Origin of the sequence: Cupriavidus taiwanensis (genome assembly GCF_900250075.1) — a bacterium.
Lineage (GTDB): Bacteria > Pseudomonadota > Gammaproteobacteria > Burkholderiales > Burkholderiaceae > Cupriavidus > Cupriavidus taiwanensis_C.
Genome location: NZ_LT977072.1, coordinates 190,005 through 207,716 on the forward strand (window position 1 = coordinate 190,005; position 17,712 = coordinate 207,716).

The 17,712-nt window shown below is 54.2% G+C and carries 8 protein-coding genes, 1 tRNA gene and 6 pseudogenes; 9 read left to right on the top strand and 6 right to left on the bottom strand.

Annotation, left to right across the window (positions count from 1 at the left end; translation table 11 throughout):
* Positions 1–44: 44 nt before the first annotated feature.
* The gene (gene ltrA, locus CBM2588_RS29645; protein ID WP_115683896.1) at positions 45–1,748 is read right to left on the bottom strand and encodes a group II intron reverse transcriptase/maturase; all 1,704 of its coding nucleotides are present in this window, start codon (positions 1,746–1,748) and stop codon (positions 45–47) included.
* 1,241 nt (positions 1,749–2,989) lie between these two features.
* Here ltrA and CBM2588_RS31265 point away from each other — a divergent pair.
* From CBM2588_RS31265 to CBM2588_RS29660, 3 genes and pseudogenes are all read left to right on the top strand, one after another.
* On the top strand, positions 2,990–3,589 hold the full coding sequence (locus tag CBM2588_RS31265; RefSeq protein ID WP_231942353.1) for a hypothetical protein: 600 nt from the start codon (positions 2,990–2,992) through the stop codon (positions 3,587–3,589).
* 212 nt (positions 3,590–3,801) lie between these two features.
* Positions 3,802–4,050, top strand: a pseudogene (locus CBM2588_RS31740) (polyhydroxyalkanoate depolymerase); the annotation flags it as partial.
* A gap of 199 nt (positions 4,051–4,249) precedes the next feature.
* Positions 4,250–4,624 (top strand): PHA-granule associated protein 4, encoded by a 375-nt coding sequence (locus CBM2588_RS29660; RefSeq protein ID WP_115683897.1) that lies wholly within the window; start codon positions 4,250–4,252, stop codon positions 4,622–4,624.
* Between the two features lie 521 nt (positions 4,625–5,145).
* Here the strand turns inward: CBM2588_RS29660 and CBM2588_RS29665 are convergent.
* Both CBM2588_RS29665 and CBM2588_RS29670 read right to left on the bottom strand, forming a co-directional pair.
* A tRNA-Ile gene (locus tag CBM2588_RS29665) sits at positions 5,146–5,233 on the bottom strand.
* Between the two features lie 240 nt (positions 5,234–5,473).
* Positions 5,474–5,929 (bottom strand): hypothetical protein, encoded by a 456-nt coding sequence (locus CBM2588_RS29670; protein WP_115683898.1) that lies wholly within the window; start codon positions 5,927–5,929, stop codon positions 5,474–5,476.
* A 691-nt stretch (positions 5,930–6,620) separates the two neighbouring features.
* Here CBM2588_RS29670 and CBM2588_RS29675 point away from each other — a divergent pair.
* From CBM2588_RS29675 to CBM2588_RS29695, 5 genes and pseudogenes are all read left to right on the top strand, one after another.
* A complete protein-coding gene (locus CBM2588_RS29675) occupies positions 6,621–8,252 on the top strand; it encodes a M30 family zinc metallopeptidase (protein WP_115683899.1) in 1,632 nt (543 codons plus the stop codon).
* Between the two features lie 600 nt (positions 8,253–8,852).
* Complete coding sequence (locus CBM2588_RS29680) at positions 8,853–10,166, top strand: cytochrome P450 (RefSeq protein WP_115683901.1); 1,314 nt, start codon at positions 8,853–8,855, stop codon at positions 10,164–10,166.
* A gap of 630 nt (positions 10,167–10,796) precedes the next feature.
* A pseudogene (locus CBM2588_RS29685) lies at positions 10,797–11,687 on the top strand (IS3 family transposase); the annotation flags it as partial.
* 74 nt (positions 11,688–11,761) lie between these two features.
* Positions 11,762–13,042, top strand: a complete 1,281-nt coding sequence (locus CBM2588_RS29690) for a pectate lyase family protein (protein WP_231942354.1) — start codon at positions 11,762–11,764, stop codon at positions 13,040–13,042.
* Between the two features lie 825 nt (positions 13,043–13,867).
* Positions 13,868–14,263: pseudogene (locus tag CBM2588_RS29695) on the top strand (transposase); the annotation flags it as partial.
* Positions 14,264–14,533: 270 nt separating this feature from the next.
* On the opposite strand, the pseudogene CBM2588_RS29700 reads toward CBM2588_RS29695, so the two are convergent.
* Positions 14,534–14,793 (bottom strand): annotated as a pseudogene (locus CBM2588_RS29700) (transposase); the annotation flags it as partial.
* 960 nt (positions 14,794–15,753) lie between these two features.
* On the opposite strand from CBM2588_RS29700, the gene CBM2588_RS31595 reads away from it, so the two are divergent.
* Positions 15,754–15,921 (top strand): helix-turn-helix domain-containing protein, encoded by a 168-nt coding sequence (locus CBM2588_RS31595; RefSeq protein ID WP_115683903.1) that lies wholly within the window; start codon positions 15,754–15,756, stop codon positions 15,919–15,921.
* Between the two features lie 665 nt (positions 15,922–16,586).
* On the opposite strand, the pseudogene CBM2588_RS31745 reads toward CBM2588_RS31595, so the two are convergent.
* Together CBM2588_RS31745 and CBM2588_RS31750 are read right to left on the bottom strand one after the other, a co-directional pair.
* Positions 16,587–17,399, bottom strand: a pseudogene (locus CBM2588_RS31745) (YHS domain-containing protein); the annotation flags it as partial.
* A 22-nt stretch (positions 17,400–17,421) separates the two neighbouring features.
* Positions 17,422–17,526 (bottom strand): annotated as a pseudogene (locus tag CBM2588_RS31750) (hypothetical protein); the annotation flags it as partial.
* Positions 17,527–17,712: the final 186 nt, after the last annotated feature.

Sequence of the window (17,712 nt, forward strand, 5' to 3'; positions counted from 1 at the left end):
TGCGGGTTTCCCCGCATACGGCTCAAGCCTTCACAAAAATACCATCAAATTGATGGCACCGGCTTTACAACAGAAAGCCCGTGGTTATGCACTTGGACGTGACAGTTCGGATGCAGCAGCACGCGGTTCCTCAGACCATCGGAGCCACCGCGTACGCGGTACTCGATGTGGTGGTCATGCCACCCAGTGTCCTTGGTCATCTTGCACTGACACAGAGCACACAAGCCCCGCTGGGACATGTACAGCTTGATCCACTGCTTTCGGTGCGCCATGCTGTCAAGCAGCCGCTCCTGTCGCAATGTTTCACCATACACCTCCTGCGCCGGATCAAAGGGGTTGTAATCCCCTCTGACCTTCTGGTGCCTTTTGATGGGCGTGCTCGCGAGCGAGTACAACTCAACCCATACCTCACTATCGACATCTTTCACTACTGTGGTGCCAAACACCCAGCTGCGCTGACCGACTGAGCCGAAGTACTTCTTCCGCACCCAATCCGCCTTCTTGCCTGGATGTCGCCGCTTGGCCCACCGCCATAGGGCACGAAATATGTCGTGCCCCAAACGGTTGAAAGCCGCCTTCGCCACTACGGCGCGGTGGTACTGCGCCCAACCTCGTAGCATCGGGTTCAGCAGTCGAATCAGCTCTGACTGCTTCACCGTCTTGTTGGCACTGATGACATCCTTCACCTTGCGGTAGAACGTCTGCACGTTCTTCCTGCTCGGCTTGATGAGCAGCGTTCCGGAGTACTTCCGGAAGTTCCACCCTAGAAAGTCAAAGCCGTCGGCTATGTTGACGATCCGCGTTTTCTCCGTTGATAGCGTCAGCCCTCGTACCGCTAGGAACTGCTCCACCCACGGCTTCACCTCGTTTTGTAGGATCTCAGGCGTAGTGCCCGTGATCACGAAGTCGTCCGCATAGCGCACAACATTCACCTTCAGCTTCCGAGTTTTGGCGACCCCCAGTTTCTTCTCGAAGGAAGCAACCAGTTGCCGTTCCAACCCGTTCAGCGCCACGTTTGCCAGAGTCGGGGAGATGATTCCTCCCTGCGGTGTTCCGGCATCGGTCGCCTGAAACTGGCCCTGAAATATCACGCCAGCCTTCAGCCACTTGCGGAGGATGGCTCGGTCCATCGGGACGTTGCGCTCCAGCCAGTCGTGACTGATATGGTCAAAGCAACCTTTGATATCCGCCTCCAGTATCCATTGGGCTGAGTGCCCTCTGGACAGGTTGACGAACAGCTGTGACATGGCATCCGCCGTGGAACGATTGATTCGGAACCCATAAGAATTCGGATCGCTCGTCCCTTCGGACACCGGCTCCAGCGCCAGCAGGTGCAAGGCCTGCATGGCTCGATCCAACATGGTCGGAATGCCTAGTGGGCGCTCCTTCCCGTTGGCCTTAGGAATAAAGACCCGCCGCAATGGCAATGGCCTGTACCCCCGGCGCTTCAACCGTCCGATGGCTTCCCACCGGACTTCAGGCGAGTCCCACAGTTCGCGATCGACGCCTGCCGTTCGCTTACCTTGGTTCTCCGTCACTCGCTTTACCGCCGATGCCTTGGCGGAAAACGAGCGGGTCAGGGACCGTTGCAAGGCTTTCACCCTGCGCCAGTTCCCTTCCTGTGTTGCCTTCGCAATTCGAATCTGCATTGCCCGGACGTTCCGTTCCACTTGGCGCCAATTGATGGCATCCCAGCGTTGCGGTGCGCCGGAGAGCGCAGATTCATCCTCACGGATAAATACTTCCATGCTGCTCTCCTATCTTGAGGTCTTCCCCCAAAACGCAGAGACAACATGCCCCCTGAGGGGCATATTGCCCCTCAGGGGAAGAGATTTCGGTTTCAAGCGGGTTAGCCAGTCGTCCTGCGACGAAAGACCAGTTGGAAGTCTGCCCGCTTTCGCGTGAGGTGATGTTTCAACCCCTATCCGAATCATTACAATCCGGCGTTCGCTTTCTCCAACCTCCCATACCCGCACAGCCAACAGCGTTCCTTACGGTCCGCCTGCCTGAGCCGCACTGCGCCCGGGCAGCCATACGGGCTTACCACGTTCCCTGCACGCTACAAGACCGGGTTAGGGTCTGCCTCTTCGCCGATGGTCTAGTGACGACGTGCTCCGAATGTCCAGCGGAGCAACCGACCAAATACCGTTTTGGTTAGTGCCTGTCAGCAGCTTTGGCACCGCAATACTCACGACGTTTATCAGCAGTTCACTTCCGTTACCCATACCAGTCAGCCTAGCTCCTCGACCCCATGGCTGCTTGGAGTCTCTACCAAAAGACCTCACGGTCCTCGGGCACCCTTACGGGGGCTACATTGTCAGGAGAGCTTCATACCCCACCGTTACCAGTGACGCGTCTCCCTAGGCTACTGCTAGTCGCATAGCAGGTTCTCTATCAAAGCGCCCTCGCGGACGTGTTTGACCGAACCATAGCGTGCAGAGCTTTCGCTCCGCCTGAACCCTACCTGCCGGTCCCACTGGACCGGACATGCAAATGCTCCGCCTTGTGGGCAGAAGACATTCGCCCACTTGGCGTTTGGTGGCCAACGTGGCCACGTTCAAACTTGATGCCTGACTTCGGCATGTAAAGCCATTGCCCCCTCTTTGGGAGTGGACAAAGCCACGCCCGAGGGCGTGGTTCGCGCCTTTGGGCGGGCACTGGCTGGTAAGCCAGTACTGCAAGCAACGCTTCTCAGATGACTCTGAAAAGTGAGCAGGCGCTAGCGGCGTAAGCTATGGTGGGCTTCGTTTCACTAGCATGTGGGAGTACTCTCCCAGGGTCGATGCGTCTAACGTGACGCGGACGGACACGAGTGTGCGTGTCGCACGAACATGGGCATAGTAGCGGCCTCCATCCGCGACTGAGCAGCCACGGGCATTCCATACTCGACGCGGTGCGCCGCATTCGGTGAGATCTCGAGCCGAGAGTAATCCGTGGGGCTGGGCCACAACGGCAGCTAGCGGCGACTGATTGCTTGGTCGGAGTCGCCATGCTCTATCAGAATTACGAGTATCAGCGGGCAATGACGCTGGCGTGGGCTGATCAATCTGCCCAAGCCTTTGCCAATCCGTTCAGTCGCTTTGCCTACATTCCAGGTGCGAAGCAATTTGCTGCGGGCTGGGATAGACCTCACTGCCTCAGCACCGCTCGCGACGATCCTTCGTTTGGCATCGCGGACATTGTTCGTGACGGACGTGTCGTTCCCGTGGTCGAGCAAATCGCCTCGGAGAGGCCGTTTTGTCGCTTATGGCATTTTGAAGCCCCTGCCCCGGGCCACGTGCAGCAAGCGGTTCGCGCAGTACTTGTCCGTGCTCCCCTTGCCGGCCATCATGCCGTCATGCTGCGTGAGGTGGTGCTATCGCTGTTGCACGAGCACATTGTCCATGTCACGGACTGGAGCAATGCGCGCCACATACCGGTGGCCGACGGATCATTTCATCTGGACGACTATATCACTCACGTTCAGGATTTTATCCGAGAGATCGACGTGGCGCCGTTGCATGTGCTCGCTATTTGCCAGGCCACCGTACCCGCCTTGGGAGCCATCGCGCTGTTGGCAAGCAGGGATGAGAGACACCAAGCAGCCTGACGCTCATCGGCGGCCCGATCGATGCACGTCGCAATCCTTTGGCAATTGGACGCCTTGCCTCGAACCCATCCAGTGGTTCCGACGTAATCTGGTTTACGCCGTGCCGCAGCCGTATGCAAACGCCGGCCGTCAGGTCTGTCCGAGTTTCGTGCAGCTTTCCGGACTCGCCGCTACGCAGTCAGCCCTGCTTTGGGATCTCGATATGTGGACTACTGCTCGATATGGCCGCCGACTTCTATCTCGACACTGTTCGGACCGTGTTTCAGGAGTTTCATATTTCCTTCGGCACCTGACACGTGCGGGGTCAGGCCGTGCGTCCCCAGGACATCCGTTCTACCGCGTTGTTGACCATCGAAGGCGAGCTTGACGACATATCGGGCCGCGGACAGACTCACGCCGCGCATGACCAGTGCCGAGGCCTGTCCTCGCGCGACAAGCGATTCGTCAATATCCCCGGGTGCCGTCTCCGTGAACCCGGTTCCTTTTATCTCCCTGTGATGTGCGAACAAGTCTTTGCAGCCATCATGGGCGCGATGAACCCATAGGTCCAAGCCTTCCCGACGGACCCAATTCGACCCATTCGCGATTACAATTTTGCATTGCAGCATGACGGGGGTAATGCGTAGTGTGTAAATCGTCACCCTTTGCGTTGGAGGTGAAATGGGAATAGCTCGAGCGTGCACCAAAGAGCAGGCGCTGAAGCTACTGGACACGGTGGGGATAACCGTCGTCGATTTGGATTACGAGACCGGTTGGCAAGACGCGGTTGAACTTGGCCGTCTGGGAGGCAAGCGTGGTGTCCGCGTGCAGTATCGCAGCCATGAGAACATCGCGGTAAACTCGCCTGCCGCGCTGGCTGCTGGACTGAGTCGGCTGAAGCGGACGTTCCGGCAGCGCAATCTCTACTGCCAATTTGCACTGGGCGATCTACCCGCCACTGAGCTGGAGCATCTGGAGGCAATAGCGGCGCGACTCGGGGACTACATCCTCGCAGGACATCTTGCGAGCGACGTCGAGGCGGAATGGAGCGATTAGCGCCTTGCCAGCCAGCCTGGTCACAGGAAGTCGAAAGGTATTGCGCGGACTGCATCCGGTCCTCTTCGATGCCTACATTCGGACGCGATAACGGCATCAACGCTTCTGTGTCGAAGGCCATTTCTTCGGCGCGTCTGGCATCTCCTTTGTCCCCACGGGGGATGATTTGCACGCAGTTCGAGCGCGTGTGTCGGTGGCGGACGTAAATTGCACGGTAGGGTCGACATTCGATCGGCGTTGACACCCGTGGCGTCCGACTGCCTCAAGGCGCAAAGGTTTGGGCCGCACCGGACTTTTTATGCCTGTGAAATGGCTCATGACTCAAGAAGACCGTCTAGGATTCTCGGCATCCCAGCAACCCGATGATCCGCAAGTCCGATGCACACCACTATTGCGGCCTAATTTATTGCACCATCAGTGGCCGTCGTGCGCCTTTATAGTTTCGAGAACGTGAAGCTACGGATTGGTTGGATATCGCCGTTCCTGGTGAAGAGTCGAAGAGCTATGAAACATATCACGCTTGGTGGGCCGGGTGGGATTCGAACCCACGGTGGGATGTCTCCGGCGGATTATGAGTCCGCTGCCTGCAACCAACACGGCGTCCGGCCCTGTAGCGACGCGCGAGATTCTACCCTGCCCTGAAGTTCGCAGAATTTGCCACGACCGCATCTCGCGACGGGTTGATTGAGGCCGGGACTGAATTGCTGAAGACAAGAGGCTCGCCCCACCGGTTACGCTGAGCATTCGGCAGGGCGCCAAGCTGTGCGCCTGAGAGGCTGTCCGGAGAGTGCGTTGCGTTGGTGCTTTCGGCTTCGCTGGCAAAGGTGCCTGCGGGGCGAATCTTCCGTCTCAAGGCAGTTCGTGGTCGCGCGCGTCGATTTCAAGCGGTGCATCAAAATAGCCAAAGGTCGCGATTTCGGCTAGGTATGCAAGGAGAAATTTCTCCAGTGAACCAGCCTTTTCATACTGACGAACATGCCGAAACTCATGTGTGAGCAAGCGCCGTGTAGCATGACCTTCCGCAATCAATATGGCGTATCCCAGCGTCAATCCAACCGTATCTGGACCGAACAATCCTGTTGAACAAACTACGTTTCGCAGTGTTTCATCTTCGGGCATCGGGAAACTATCGACCATTGCGATATGGATGCGTTCCGGCATAGCAACACCAACGGAACTAGCGACCGATAGACCTTGTTCGGTTAGAGCGCCCCCGTTCCGAATTACAGGCTCGGCCATGCTCTGGGCCCATGCTATTGCCGCGGGCAACAGGGATGGCAGTATAGCTAACATGTTGTATGTCATGTTCCACCTTCTCTCGATTGTGGGGAATTTCTGTATCTTGTGTGGGCGTAAGCCGCCTTTTCGATACTTGCAGGGAATTCTCAAATGAGAGAAAAGCCTAACCTGCGTTGCCCCCTCCGTTCCTATCTGTTGAATTTGACTCCGATTGGAATTGGGTCTCACGCTATACAGCGAAAATCATAAACCCATTTTTAGATGCGTAAAGCCTCTCAATGGCCGTTCTAGTTGGATGTTGAGCGCAGAACTCAAACCCTGGCCCACCTAGTACAACAAATATACTGGCATTGACAGCAGCGGCATAGTTTGACACACGTCAATGCGCGCTTTTTTTATCGAGTCTCATGGTGCGAAACTGGGCCCAAATCGATGCCAGTGAGACCCCTCGCAATTGCGCGTCACGAAATGAACAAAACAATGGCGCAATTGTCGGCTTGAAGTCCAGTTTCACCGCATTGCGAAAAATATCATACACCAATTGCAGAGTGGTAATCACAATTTACCCATCTACCGTAAGTGGCATAGATCTCGCTATATGCGCAGCTACATGATTAATTCATGACGTGTCTCACCAGGGACGGATGACATCTCAATACCAAATTTAGAGAGATATAGAATGACAGTCGGCGTCATTGCGTTAGGAAATACCTGGCAAATGCTAAAAAAAAAGGTATCGCGAAAGGAGCGAAGATATATGAAGTACAAGCAGCGCGCATTGCTTTTCTTTTGGAGCGTGGCTCAGGCAGCGCTGATATCTATTGTGCTGGCCTCTTGCGGTGGTGACGGGGACGATCCCCTGGCCTCGCCAGACCCGCAGACGATGGCCACCACCACCGCCTCGGTTCCCGTCAAGAAGAGCTGCTCGAACTGCGGGGCGCTGGACGCACACACCTATGCTGGTAGCGGCATAGGTGTTTGGGAAAGCGTTAATAGTACATCCTCGGCTGTGGAGGCTCCCATCAGCATCTCAGGGCTGAACGGGCAGGATGTAACGCTCGTTTTCACTAATCAAACCGGAACTCCACAAGTTATGCCGACAATTGCAGTGGCAGCGCGGAACCATTCCTTCGTGGCCGAGCAACTACGATTGGATGATGGCACGGAAGCGCTTAAGCGCCGAATATCGAGTTTTAATCGAGATGGATGGAGAGTGCACGCCAAAGAGCAAAGTTATGCTTCACTCTATTCTTTGTCGCCTAGTAGACTGGATAACGGTAGTGTGAGAATCTGGTATTTAGCGGACGATACGACTCGCTCCACAACCTTGGTTCGTAAACTCATGACAGCTGACGGCACCATTGTCAATTTCTGGGTAGAGACAACTGAACTCGATCCAACAAAGGTGAGTCAAGCGGTTCTCGACACGCTAGCAGGCGATTTCGTCTCGCCTGGCAAGATCTACGATATACTGAAATCAATTGGGGGACCCCTCTGGGGGCCCCACAGCTATAACGATCTGATTAGCGGCCATGACGATCCAATTGACATCGTAATCGCCAAGTTCACTAGGGGTTCCGAGATGGCCGGATACTTCTACGCGCGCAACGCAATCAAGCGTGAGAGCGAGCCATACTCAAATGAATCGGTGTCGCTTTACCTGAACTCTGAGGAAATGTACCAAAATGGGACCTACGGCTTGAATTACATGCGGTCCGCAATGGCGCATGAAGCCATGCACATGCAGAACTTCTACCGCCGAGGCATTTCCAAGGGCCCGGACTATCAGTTCGAAATATGGCTGGAAGAAGCCACAGCTATGATGTTTGAGGACTTTGTGAGCCAGGCCATCGAGAAGAATTTCAGTACGATTAGGGACGTCCGGTTCACCAGCTACGTAAGATTTGGCGACCGAATTCACAATTGCAGTCTGTTTGATTGGGACAAAGCCAGTACATGCAACGGATATTCAATCTGGGGATCGCTCGGTGGATTTCTCAACCGTCAGCTCGGACTGAGCTTTTACAAGCATCTTCTTACCAACGTTAGCAGCACTGATTCGATGGCGGTTCTCGAATCTTCAGTTCGGGGCACGGCAGCAACCTCCAGCTTCCAACAGGAATTGCGCCACTTCGCCGCGACATCGGGTGCACTGATGAAGGAACCCGCCCCAGACGGCTTTGGCTTCCCTTTGCGAGAGGAAGGTGCATTCGTGTTGCCCGAAATTAACGCGGGCGCCTTTCTAAATGATCGTGGTCAGTTATCAATGGTGCCCGCGGAGCTCCACCCCTATGCCAACGTGCCAGTAGTACGGGAGCATGTGAAAGGAATGTATAGCGAAACGGTCAAGATTCCGCCCCACTCCTCACTGTCCGTCGTGATTCAATGATGCGAACGAGAGTGCCTCAATGAACACATCTCCTGTGGACCTGTGACTCACATGATTGCTTTGCTAATTGCCCTTAGCGTTGCTGCATGCGCTGTGGGACCAACGGAAGGACAGCATCTGACGCTGGTCGGTAAGATCCACATCAAGGGCAATGAGCCCTTCCCAACGGTCATACTTGAGACAGCGACCCATGAAAGCTGGGAACTGGAAGGTGTGCCACTGACTGAGGCGCGATTGGTAAGCCGTCGCCACGTAACGGTACGTGGCATCGTAATAAGATCGCCGTCCCGGGGTGTGTGGTTACCTTCGTTACGAGTAGAGAGCCCTCCACAAGTGGCTGGGCCATAATGATCTTTATCCCCCTTTTGCTTTAGTGTATCCCTTCAGTGATCTGTCACGGTAAGCAACAAAGACATTCGATGCCGGTTAGTAGGGCGTGGCAACCGTTCCATTGTCAAACTACAGCCCATTGGCCCCATTACTTGATCCCGCTCTACTTGTTTGATGATGTTTATTACTGATTCAATATAATAAAATATTGCATCTTTCATTATCAGCACTATTGTAATGACTTCGCGATCTTAAACCTATCTTTGGAGTATGTTTATCTTGATCCCAATTACCACCTCCTCGAATTTCGATCTCCCCGATGACATCGCGAAGCTTTTGGTTGATCCAAAGACTTATTCAAACCGTGAGCTATTGCACTCTGTCTATACGTGGGCGCGTGCCAACAATCCGTTCGGTCGTGCTGTTATTGAGGGCTTCGATCCTTTCTGGGTTGCAACGAAGTATGCCGATGTCAGCGCAATTTCACGTGACAGTAGCCTATTTCGCAACGGTGACTATTCTGTTGTTTGCCGATCAAAGGCCGCAATCGACTATATAATTTCGGTCACTGGGTCTCCGCATATTGTCAAGGCGCTAGTTCAGTTCGACGGTGATGAGCACAAGAAAATGCGCGCGCTGGCGCAATCATGGTTCATGCCTGACAGCCTGCTCAACCTGGATGATCGTATCCGACGACTGGCCCGTCGCTGCGTTGACAAACTTGCGCAGTACGAAGGAGAGGTCATAGATTTTTCTAGAAATATTGCACTATATTATCCTTTGCATGTAATAATGGATATTCTAGGAATTCCCTCTGAAGATGAGGCCAAAATGTTGGTCCTGACGCAAGAGTTGTTTGGTGGGGAAGATCCAGAACTCAATCGAGGGAAGGCGGAGGTCGCTTCCGGTAACGATGTTTTGGCAAAGAATCTACTAGCAGTAGTAGAAGACTTTCGGCATTATTTCAATAAGCTGACATCGGACAAAAGGACGAATCCACGTAACGATATCGCAACATTGCTTTCCAACGCGGTCGTAAATGGCGAACCGATTAGCGATGCCAACCGCTTGGGCTACTACATTATTATTGCCACGGCGGGACACGATACCACATCATCGTCCTCCGCGATCGCAATGTGGGCACTTAGCCAGTTCCCTGATCTGCTGCATCAACTTCAAGCCGATGCGGCGCTGATTCCGCAATTTGTCGACGAGGCGGTGCGCTTTGCGTCACCGGTGAGTCACTTCATGCGTACCGCGGCGGCGGATACGGAGATCCGAGGACGCACTGTTCGCAAAGGCGATTGGATAATGCTGTGCTACGGCTCGGCGAATCGAGATGAAGATGTCTTTGATAAACCATTCGAATTCAGCATTGATCGAAAGGAAGTCCACCATCTGGCATTTGGAACAGGGCCTCATATTTGTCTGGGCCAGCACTTGGCCAAGATGGAAATGCGCATCCTGTTTGAGGAAATGATACCGCGCCTTGAACGCGTGGAGTCAGCAGGGGAGCTCGAAATGGTCGCATCCAGCTTCGTCGGTGGGCCTAAGCATCTTCCTTTGCGCTGTTTCATGCGATAGAGTGATTTTTTCTTAGTACATAACTAAGATTGGTCACAGACAGCGTGAGAGGGGACTTATTGGGGGACTTTTATGTTTAGGACATAACTTGTCACCAAGGAGCATGTATGCCATGCAAAACCGAGACGAGCTGCGGCGCCGGTTCCCCATCCTTCAGGAAGGTCGCTTCACCTGCCTCCGTCGTTGAACTATGCTTTGGTGAGCGTTCCAAAAAAACTGAAGGGCCCTCAGAGACCGACGGATAGCCGCAAGACCCCGCACAATAAGCGTAACGAGTCCCACAATTCAATCGGGTCGCCGCACTCTCACACCATAATGTTGTTGCGTATCCGTGGCCTGACGCCACTGTGTTCATCCCGAGATCGTTCAACGACTCAGGTCGTCACTTTATTTATGGGGACGTAGATAGCATAGCCCTACGAGGGAGTCGCAAGCACGAGCGGTCGATCTTACGGGTAAGGCTGCGCGTAACAAAGAGCTCGACGTCTTCAAGCAAAGAAGGGAAATAGCCTAATAGAACGAGCTGGGGGCAGCAGTCTCCATTGGAGGAGGCCACGCCCCAAAAGCCCACCGTATCCTACCACAGTGAGTGTATGCTACGTTTGGGAGTTGCCATCGATTTCACCGGCAGTCAAGGCCGAGCAGACGGAGCTCTCACAGCTGTGCGCCGAGAACAAGCGCCTGCAGATGGCGATCGAAATCGCAAAAAATGGCGGCGGCGTACTTCGCGAAGGACCTCCTGCGAAGGACGCCTGGATTGACGGGCAGTGCCGGCGCTATCCACTGTCGGCGCTGTGCGAGATCCTTTCGGTGAGGGTGAACGGCTGGCACTGCCGAGCGGCAGCGGCTGACCGACACGCAGTTGCTCACATTGATCCGGTCGATTCCTGCCGAGTTCGAGGGTGCCTACGGCTCGCCGCGCATGACGGAGGAGAATGGCGCACGAGGGTTCCCGACTAGAGAGGCACGCGTTGAGCGGCTGATGAGCAAGGACGGCATCCGAGCCCGCCACAAGCGTCGTTACCGCGTCACGACAGATTCCAAGCACAAACTGCCCGTTGCGCCGAACCTGCTGAACCGCGAGTTCACACCGGCGCGCCGAATAAGGTGTTCTACTCGGACATCACGTACATCTGGACCGACGAGGGATGGCTGTATCTGGCGGTCGTGCTGGATCTGTTCAATCGGGAAGTCGTGGACTGGTCCATCAAGCCGTGCATGACGGCGGACCTTGTGACGGATGCGTTGAGGTTGGCGTGGTTCCGCCGCAGGCCTGCACCCCGGTAGGAGGAAATTGTTGGGACAACGCGCTGACGAAGAGGTTCTTCAACAGTTTGGAGGACGAACGAGTTCATTCCACGTGGTATCGGACGCAACGTGAGGCCGCTGTGGACCTGTTCGAATATATCGAAGTGTTTTATAACTGTAGTGGTCGTCATTCGTCGCTCGGCTTCGTAATCGCCGACCCAGTTCCTGCAGGACTGGCTCACTGTTCAGCACGCGAAAGATAGGGCTGCATAACCCGGGACCTATGGAAGCCGAAAACAGAGGAAACCTCAATTATTGGTGATATCGAAATATTGGCGAGGAATTATATGTTATTTCATATAGCATTCAAGCGAGCAACTCTGGCGCTGGGATCGGCTGCCTTCCTGTTAAATTTATCCGGATCGTGCGCAACGGAATTTGATTTTAGTCGGCCGAAAGGGTTCGGCGCAGCAACGATCGGCGGGATGGGTGGGGAAGTAGTGAATATCACAGATCCAATTGATGGCCGGAAGCAACTGAAGAATGCCCTGTGCAATTCATTTAATGCTGAAGGAGTATGCTCGGATGCAACTCCACGCATTATAAGAATCGCAACAACGATTGATTATACAGGGACAGAAAAAACCTCCTCGGAACGTGGCTGTTATCCCGGCAAAACAAAAGGCGAATGTCCAACGCCGTACGAGCCGGAAGCATTGATCCTTGTCGATGCGAACGATAGGCATTGCAGTGGGAAAGAAGTCACAGGAATTAATTACGACGTGGCCGGGAAAAATCCACTATCGGTCGGTTCAAATAAGACCTTAATTGGCGCCAGTTCGTCCGCAGCGCTAAAGGGAAAGGGGCTTCGTCTAGTGAACTCCCGCAACGTCGAAATAAGAAATCTTACGATAAGTGATATTAATAACGGCATCGTTTTTGGTGGCGATGCAATATCGCTGGAAGGGGTGGACCGAGTTTGGATAGATCATAATACTTTCCACAATATTGGCCGACAAATGATTGTCGGTCACTTCAGACCTGCAATCAACGTCACTATTTCTTGGAATAATTTCGACGGCACAAGCGCTTACTCACCTGAGTGCAACGGGAAACATTACTGGAATATTTTGCTAATTGCAAAAAAGCAAACCATTACTTTATCAAATAATTGGTTCCATGATTTTTCCGGCCGGGCGCCGAAGGTCTCTGGCGATGAAGCCATCGTGCATGTGGTTAATAATTATTTCCAGAATGGTTCTTGGCATGCGCTCGACTCGAGTGAGAATGCACATCTTTTTGTCGAGGCGAACTACTTTGATAATGTGATCTTGCCAATTTTGCCTGACGATGGCTATGTCTTCGGAGCACTCGGTAGCCTTAGCGCTGTAGCCCAGCGGGAGTGTAAAGAGAAAGTTGGTCGCCCTTGCCTCGGCAATTTAGCTATACCTGAGCCTTCGATCAATGGTTTTACGCAATACTCTGCCGTAATGGAAGCATTCGGAGCGCTGGGAAAAAATATAAGTCACTCATCAAAGTCCGAGGTCTCGTCCTGCATGATAACGCCTTATGCAGCAAGTAAAGTGCCCGCTATAGTCAAAGCATATACCGGCACCGGGCATCTCTGATACATGGAGGGCACGTCAAGTGGATGTGACGTGCCCTACTTATTCTCTATTGGAGCCAGGAAGGTTCTTCACATACCGTCATGAGCGAAATTCATAACGATTTGAATACAGTTCATTTTACGTACGGAGGTACGCCTTCTACAATCCCGACTTCCCGGAGGCGGCGGATGGTTCTTTGTTCAAGTGACTTACAAACTCGGCTTCCACCAACATTGGTGCGAAGCGGGCCCGAAAAATTGCTGAGGCGCGTTATTGCAAGGTAGAGATGCCGGGCGACGATTTGAAGCGGGTGGGCGGCGCAATTCCGTCGCGGGATTTTCAGCGGCCATGTTGCTTCGCGACACACGATGTTCGTTAATCTCATCGTTAGCTCGTCAGCTTTATCCGGCCGGAGGCTGAAGACTCCATGGCGGCGCCATAGATGGTACTTTCATATGTTACTAACACCAACTCAATAGAGAATGCCATAGCTTTCCTTGATGGCACTTCTTCGAAGTCATGGACTCCAGGCTGCGTCAGGTTTTTGCAAGCCATAAGACGCCTCATACTAGTGACCTGTCATGTATCGGACGCCGCTGAAGCATGCGAAAGCAGACCAAAAACGTGCGGTATTTCTTGTTGTAGTTTCTTGGATCATGTAACGCAGGAGTTTTAATATTTCGTTTTTTCATGCTTTACACAATTAGCTTAAAACTAAAGAGTCCACGGTAGTGCTGCCTGATGAGTTAATGGAACGGTGAGCTAGCTAATGTTAGCCTGTTTCACTACAACATTCCTCCCTCGCATGAGGCCTAGGGACTTTTTTTGAATTAGAGGAGATCTTTTGTGACCAGTTTGAAGTTCAATCTTTCTGAAGGAGGAAACGAAGCCTTGAGCGAGCCAGAACGGCGGCGGCGGCGGTCCGTGCATGAAAAGCTTGCTATTGTGCAGGAAACCCTGGAGCCAGGTGTAACCGTCTTGGAGGTGGCCAAACGCCATGAAGTCAATCCCAATCAAGTGTCCGCATGGCGGAAGCAGTACCAAGATGGTACTCTGGCACCTCTCAATACCGGCGAGGCTCTGGTTCCCGCATCTCAATTAGCCGCCGCGATGAACGAGATTCGAGAGTTGCAAAGGCTCTTGGGCAAAAAAACACAGGAAGCAGAGATATTGAAGGAAGCGGCTGAGCACACCCCGTCTCCAAGTAGTGATTGCGCACTTCACCATTCCGCGCTGGGACGACTTTGAATAGCGTCTGCATAATCGCTCCTGAAGACTGAATAACCTTACGCCGAGGCATTGGGTGGCTCAGCCCCATTTTTTAATCGAAAGCCCAGCCCTGCACGAGTTGTTGTATGGTGGCGAACATTTTCTTTGGCGTAGTTTATGAGACTGGGCTGCTTTCGAATCGCAACTGCGGGCAGCCGAATAAACCTTCCACATTGCCGCTTTTGGCTGATTTTGCAGCGAGCGAAGCGCCCTCCCCTGGGCGCAGAGCGGTTAATTTTTGGTTCATCGAGGAATACGGGGGAAGACGGCGCGGATTTTTGACGAAGAAGAGATTTTGAGGCACAAGTATTCCTCGTCGCGATAGCCGTAGGCCCGGCGCTTGCTGACTTTTATGGTGTTGTTGATGCCCTCGACGACGCTAGTGTTCTGTAGATGGCGGCACCGGACCACGATCCCATGCCAGTATCCGCTCAGGCGTTGGGTGAACCGCTGTAACGGGCCGATACCCCTTTGCCGCACTTGTGTTCTAACCAGTCGCTCCAGCCGGCTGCGCCGTCCAGGCCGATGGTAGCATTTACTGAAGCGGGTTCCGGGGTAACGCGACCACGGACCTTGCGCTGAACCACATCAGAACCATGGTGAACAGCAAACAGACAGGCGGCCCGGCGCCACCCTCCTGCAGAGGACCGCAGCAGATACAGATAATTCGCTCGTTGCGCGCCGTAGGGCAGGATACCGTTACCGCGATGCGGCTGTTGCGCGACCAGTCACGTCAATGACGCCGGCTGCTTACCGCTTACACGCCATGAACAATCTCAACTCGCTCAACCCCACAGGCTTGTGCTCAACGCCGCGCTGGGCTGAGAAGGAATACTGGCCACCATCCGATTCATGTGCCCAACCATGTGAAGCACCGTCGTGCGCTCGCGGCCGTTGACGGAGCAACCCCTCGACGGTATCTTGGATCACTCTTGTCCCTGTGTGGGGCAGGCCACCAACAATCTTCCTCAGATTTAACCGCGATAGTTCAGCAGATTCCCTAGATGCAGACTACCCACCAGCGATTTGCGATCGCGTTCGTGCAGATTTGTACGAGACCCGACACCAGAAGGCTGAACTGGTCGTGCGTATGGGCGACCCAAGTCACTCCTGGATACTTTGCGCAGATGGTCTCCTGAAGGTAAGTGCCGTCGATGCCGCCGGCAGGATGCTCATGTACACGGTTGTTCCACAGAAGGATGGATTGGTGAGGGTGCAGTCACCAAGCGAGAGCCGCGACGCTACGAATTCATCACGTTGCGTGAGAGCCTCCTCGTTCATGTGACGAATTCGACATTTCGATCTCTTATGGACACCTCTCGAATTCAATCACTTCATCGTGGCGCAACTCAGCGAGCGACGTCCCAATCCATTTCTATGGTTGACATCGATCGCTTCCAGGATCCTGTTTCCCGTGTTGCAAAGTCCCTCGCCATTCTGTTCAATCAGTCCTCTACCCGAACATGAGCGCTGCAGTTCCGCTCTCACAGCAGGAACTGGGCGAACTTGCCGGGCTAGCGCGCCAGAGCATTCGCACTGCGCTGAAGACGCTACAGGCACAAGGACACAAAACAACCGAGTGCGGGATTGTGATCGTCAAGAACCTGAGCGCGCTCAGAGACTTCCGTTAATCTGACGCGCCGCGGCGCTGAGTAGCGTCTCCGTATCGCGGCGATCCGAGTCGCGCGCTCCAGTTGTCGCCCTCGGGATGTTTTCCGAGGACGACCTTGGCAACGGGCACCTTTGCGATTCTTATCGGCATGCCATTTGTCTGCGGCGAGTCGAGACACGGCGCCCATGGGCACGCGGAATCTATAGTTTGACGCCGGTTCGCTCCATATCCCGTTTCATGCAGATCGCTCCTACAAAATGACCCCACCTACCTCCCGGGCGCTTGTCTGACTAGTACATGAGCGTTTCCCAACGCGTGACCGCGGTCGAACGCATGCCGACCAGCGCCGAACGCTAATGTCGTCGGCAATTCGCGTTCAAAAATTGCGACTGCCGAACTTTATAGCGTTATCGATTCGCCGGCTATTCATTGCGATGCCATTGAGGGCAATAGAACCTTCTATAACTTCTCCCTGCGAGCCACAAACGGGCCTGCGCCAGGGAACCCAATTCCAAATCACTGCGGCTGCGGTCCAGTGCTACTGGAAGTGCAAACCGCCAATACGGCACGGTGTCAAAACGACAACGCATTTCAATTACTCTATTTCCTTGACAACCGCTTTTTAGTGACTTGGGCAGGTCGGCAAACTGTACGCCGAGACCGAGTATCGGGAACTTTCTATCTTTATTTACCTCTCCGGAGAGAGAGTATTCTAGCTCCTCCCTCCACTATCCATGGGGCAAAATTCTTCTGATTCTCCAAGCTTCGAAGTCGAAATTGTCCCGCCCGATGTTCATTTCGTAGTCCTGCACGGCCATCGGCGGATCGAAGCCTTCCGGTGTCGAGTCCATCCCCCTCGGGGAAGCAGTGCCCCCTAGTAAATCTGGTGCACCGGTAGCTAGGCTCGCCCTCGAAGATGTGCTGGCAGTGGTCGGAGCAGAAATGATACTTGTTGCCGAAGTAGCTGCTCTTGAGGTAATAGATCTTCGTGGCATAACCGGGCTCGGTGAAGAACATCAGGACCTGGAAGTGGTGCCCAGCATCGGCAGCGTCTTGTTGTAAAAGCGGCAGCCGTCCTCCGGACGCTCGCGCTAAGCGTGGCCGATACAGTTGTCGAAGCTCTCGGGATACTTCTGCGAAAGCCACTATTGCATCTCGCCGTCCGGCGGCAGGCACGTATGAGAAGGCGCCGCGGCCCGTAGTTTTGAAGGTGGCCCAACCTGGTGGCTGATATGGTCCTTGCCCTCGCGGGCGCCCTTCCAGCCGCACGGCTCGCGAATGACGTAGCAGACGAGGTCATTGAACAGCGCACCGTCGCGCCCTCGGAGTACCTTTCCCATGCCTCCTTCTAACTCGTCACGCGCTTGGGCAGCATGTAGTCCTGCATCATCGCCACGATGGTCAGCAGGCGTTAGCCGCGCCAGAACCACTTGTCGTTCCAGCGCTGCACGCACGCCCGTTGCAGGAATTCTGCTCTAGCATGAACTCGACGCACTTGGTATTTCCAGTAGGCGTCCATGGTTGGGCGGAAGGGGTCTTTCCACTTGTCCCAGTCGTGGATTTTGATGCCTTCGTAGGTGTCGTAGGGAAATCCACAAGGAGCTGGTACCTTTTTGCGACGCACAGGTCCGGGCCTCGAAACTCAATGGAGTACCCGCCATCCCTTACGCTCCCACGGCTTTGCAGTGCAGCATGACTGCACCGCCATGCCCGCTGGCATTGCATTTGCACAAGGGAATGCGCTCCGGATCTGCGGCCTTTCGCAACCGGGACTGCAAAGCAAGAAGGACATGACATCCACCAAGGAGAA

What these genes read in the sequence shown, in the direction of transcription:
- CBM2588_RS29675 (WP_115683899.1), top strand. Translation starts at nt 6,621, where the DNA reads ATGAAGTACAAGCAGCGCGCATTGCTTTTCTTTTGGAGCGTGGCTCAG.
- CBM2588_RS29680 (WP_115683901.1), top strand. Translation starts at nt 8,853, where the DNA reads ATGTTTATCTTGATCCCAATTACCACCTCCTCGAATTTCGATCTCCCC.
- CBM2588_RS29660 (WP_115683897.1), top strand. Translation starts at nt 4,250, where the DNA reads ATGGGAATAGCTCGAGCGTGCACCAAAGAGCAGGCGCTGAAGCTACTG.
- CBM2588_RS31595 (WP_115683903.1), top strand. Translation starts at nt 15,754, where the DNA reads ATGAGCGCTGCAGTTCCGCTCTCACAGCAGGAACTGGGCGAACTTGCC.
- CBM2588_RS29690 (WP_231942354.1), top strand. Translation starts at nt 11,762, where the DNA reads ATGTTATTTCATATAGCATTCAAGCGAGCAACTCTGGCGCTGGGATCG.
- CBM2588_RS29670 (WP_115683898.1), bottom strand. Translation starts at nt 5,929, where the DNA reads ATGACATACAACATGTTAGCTATACTGCCATCCCTGTTGCCCGCGGCA.
- ltrA (WP_115683896.1), bottom strand. Translation starts at nt 1,748, where the DNA reads ATGGAAGTATTTATCCGTGAGGATGAATCTGCGCTCTCCGGCGCACCG.
- CBM2588_RS31265 (WP_231942353.1), top strand. Translation starts at nt 2,990, where the DNA reads ATGCTCTATCAGAATTACGAGTATCAGCGGGCAATGACGCTGGCGTGG.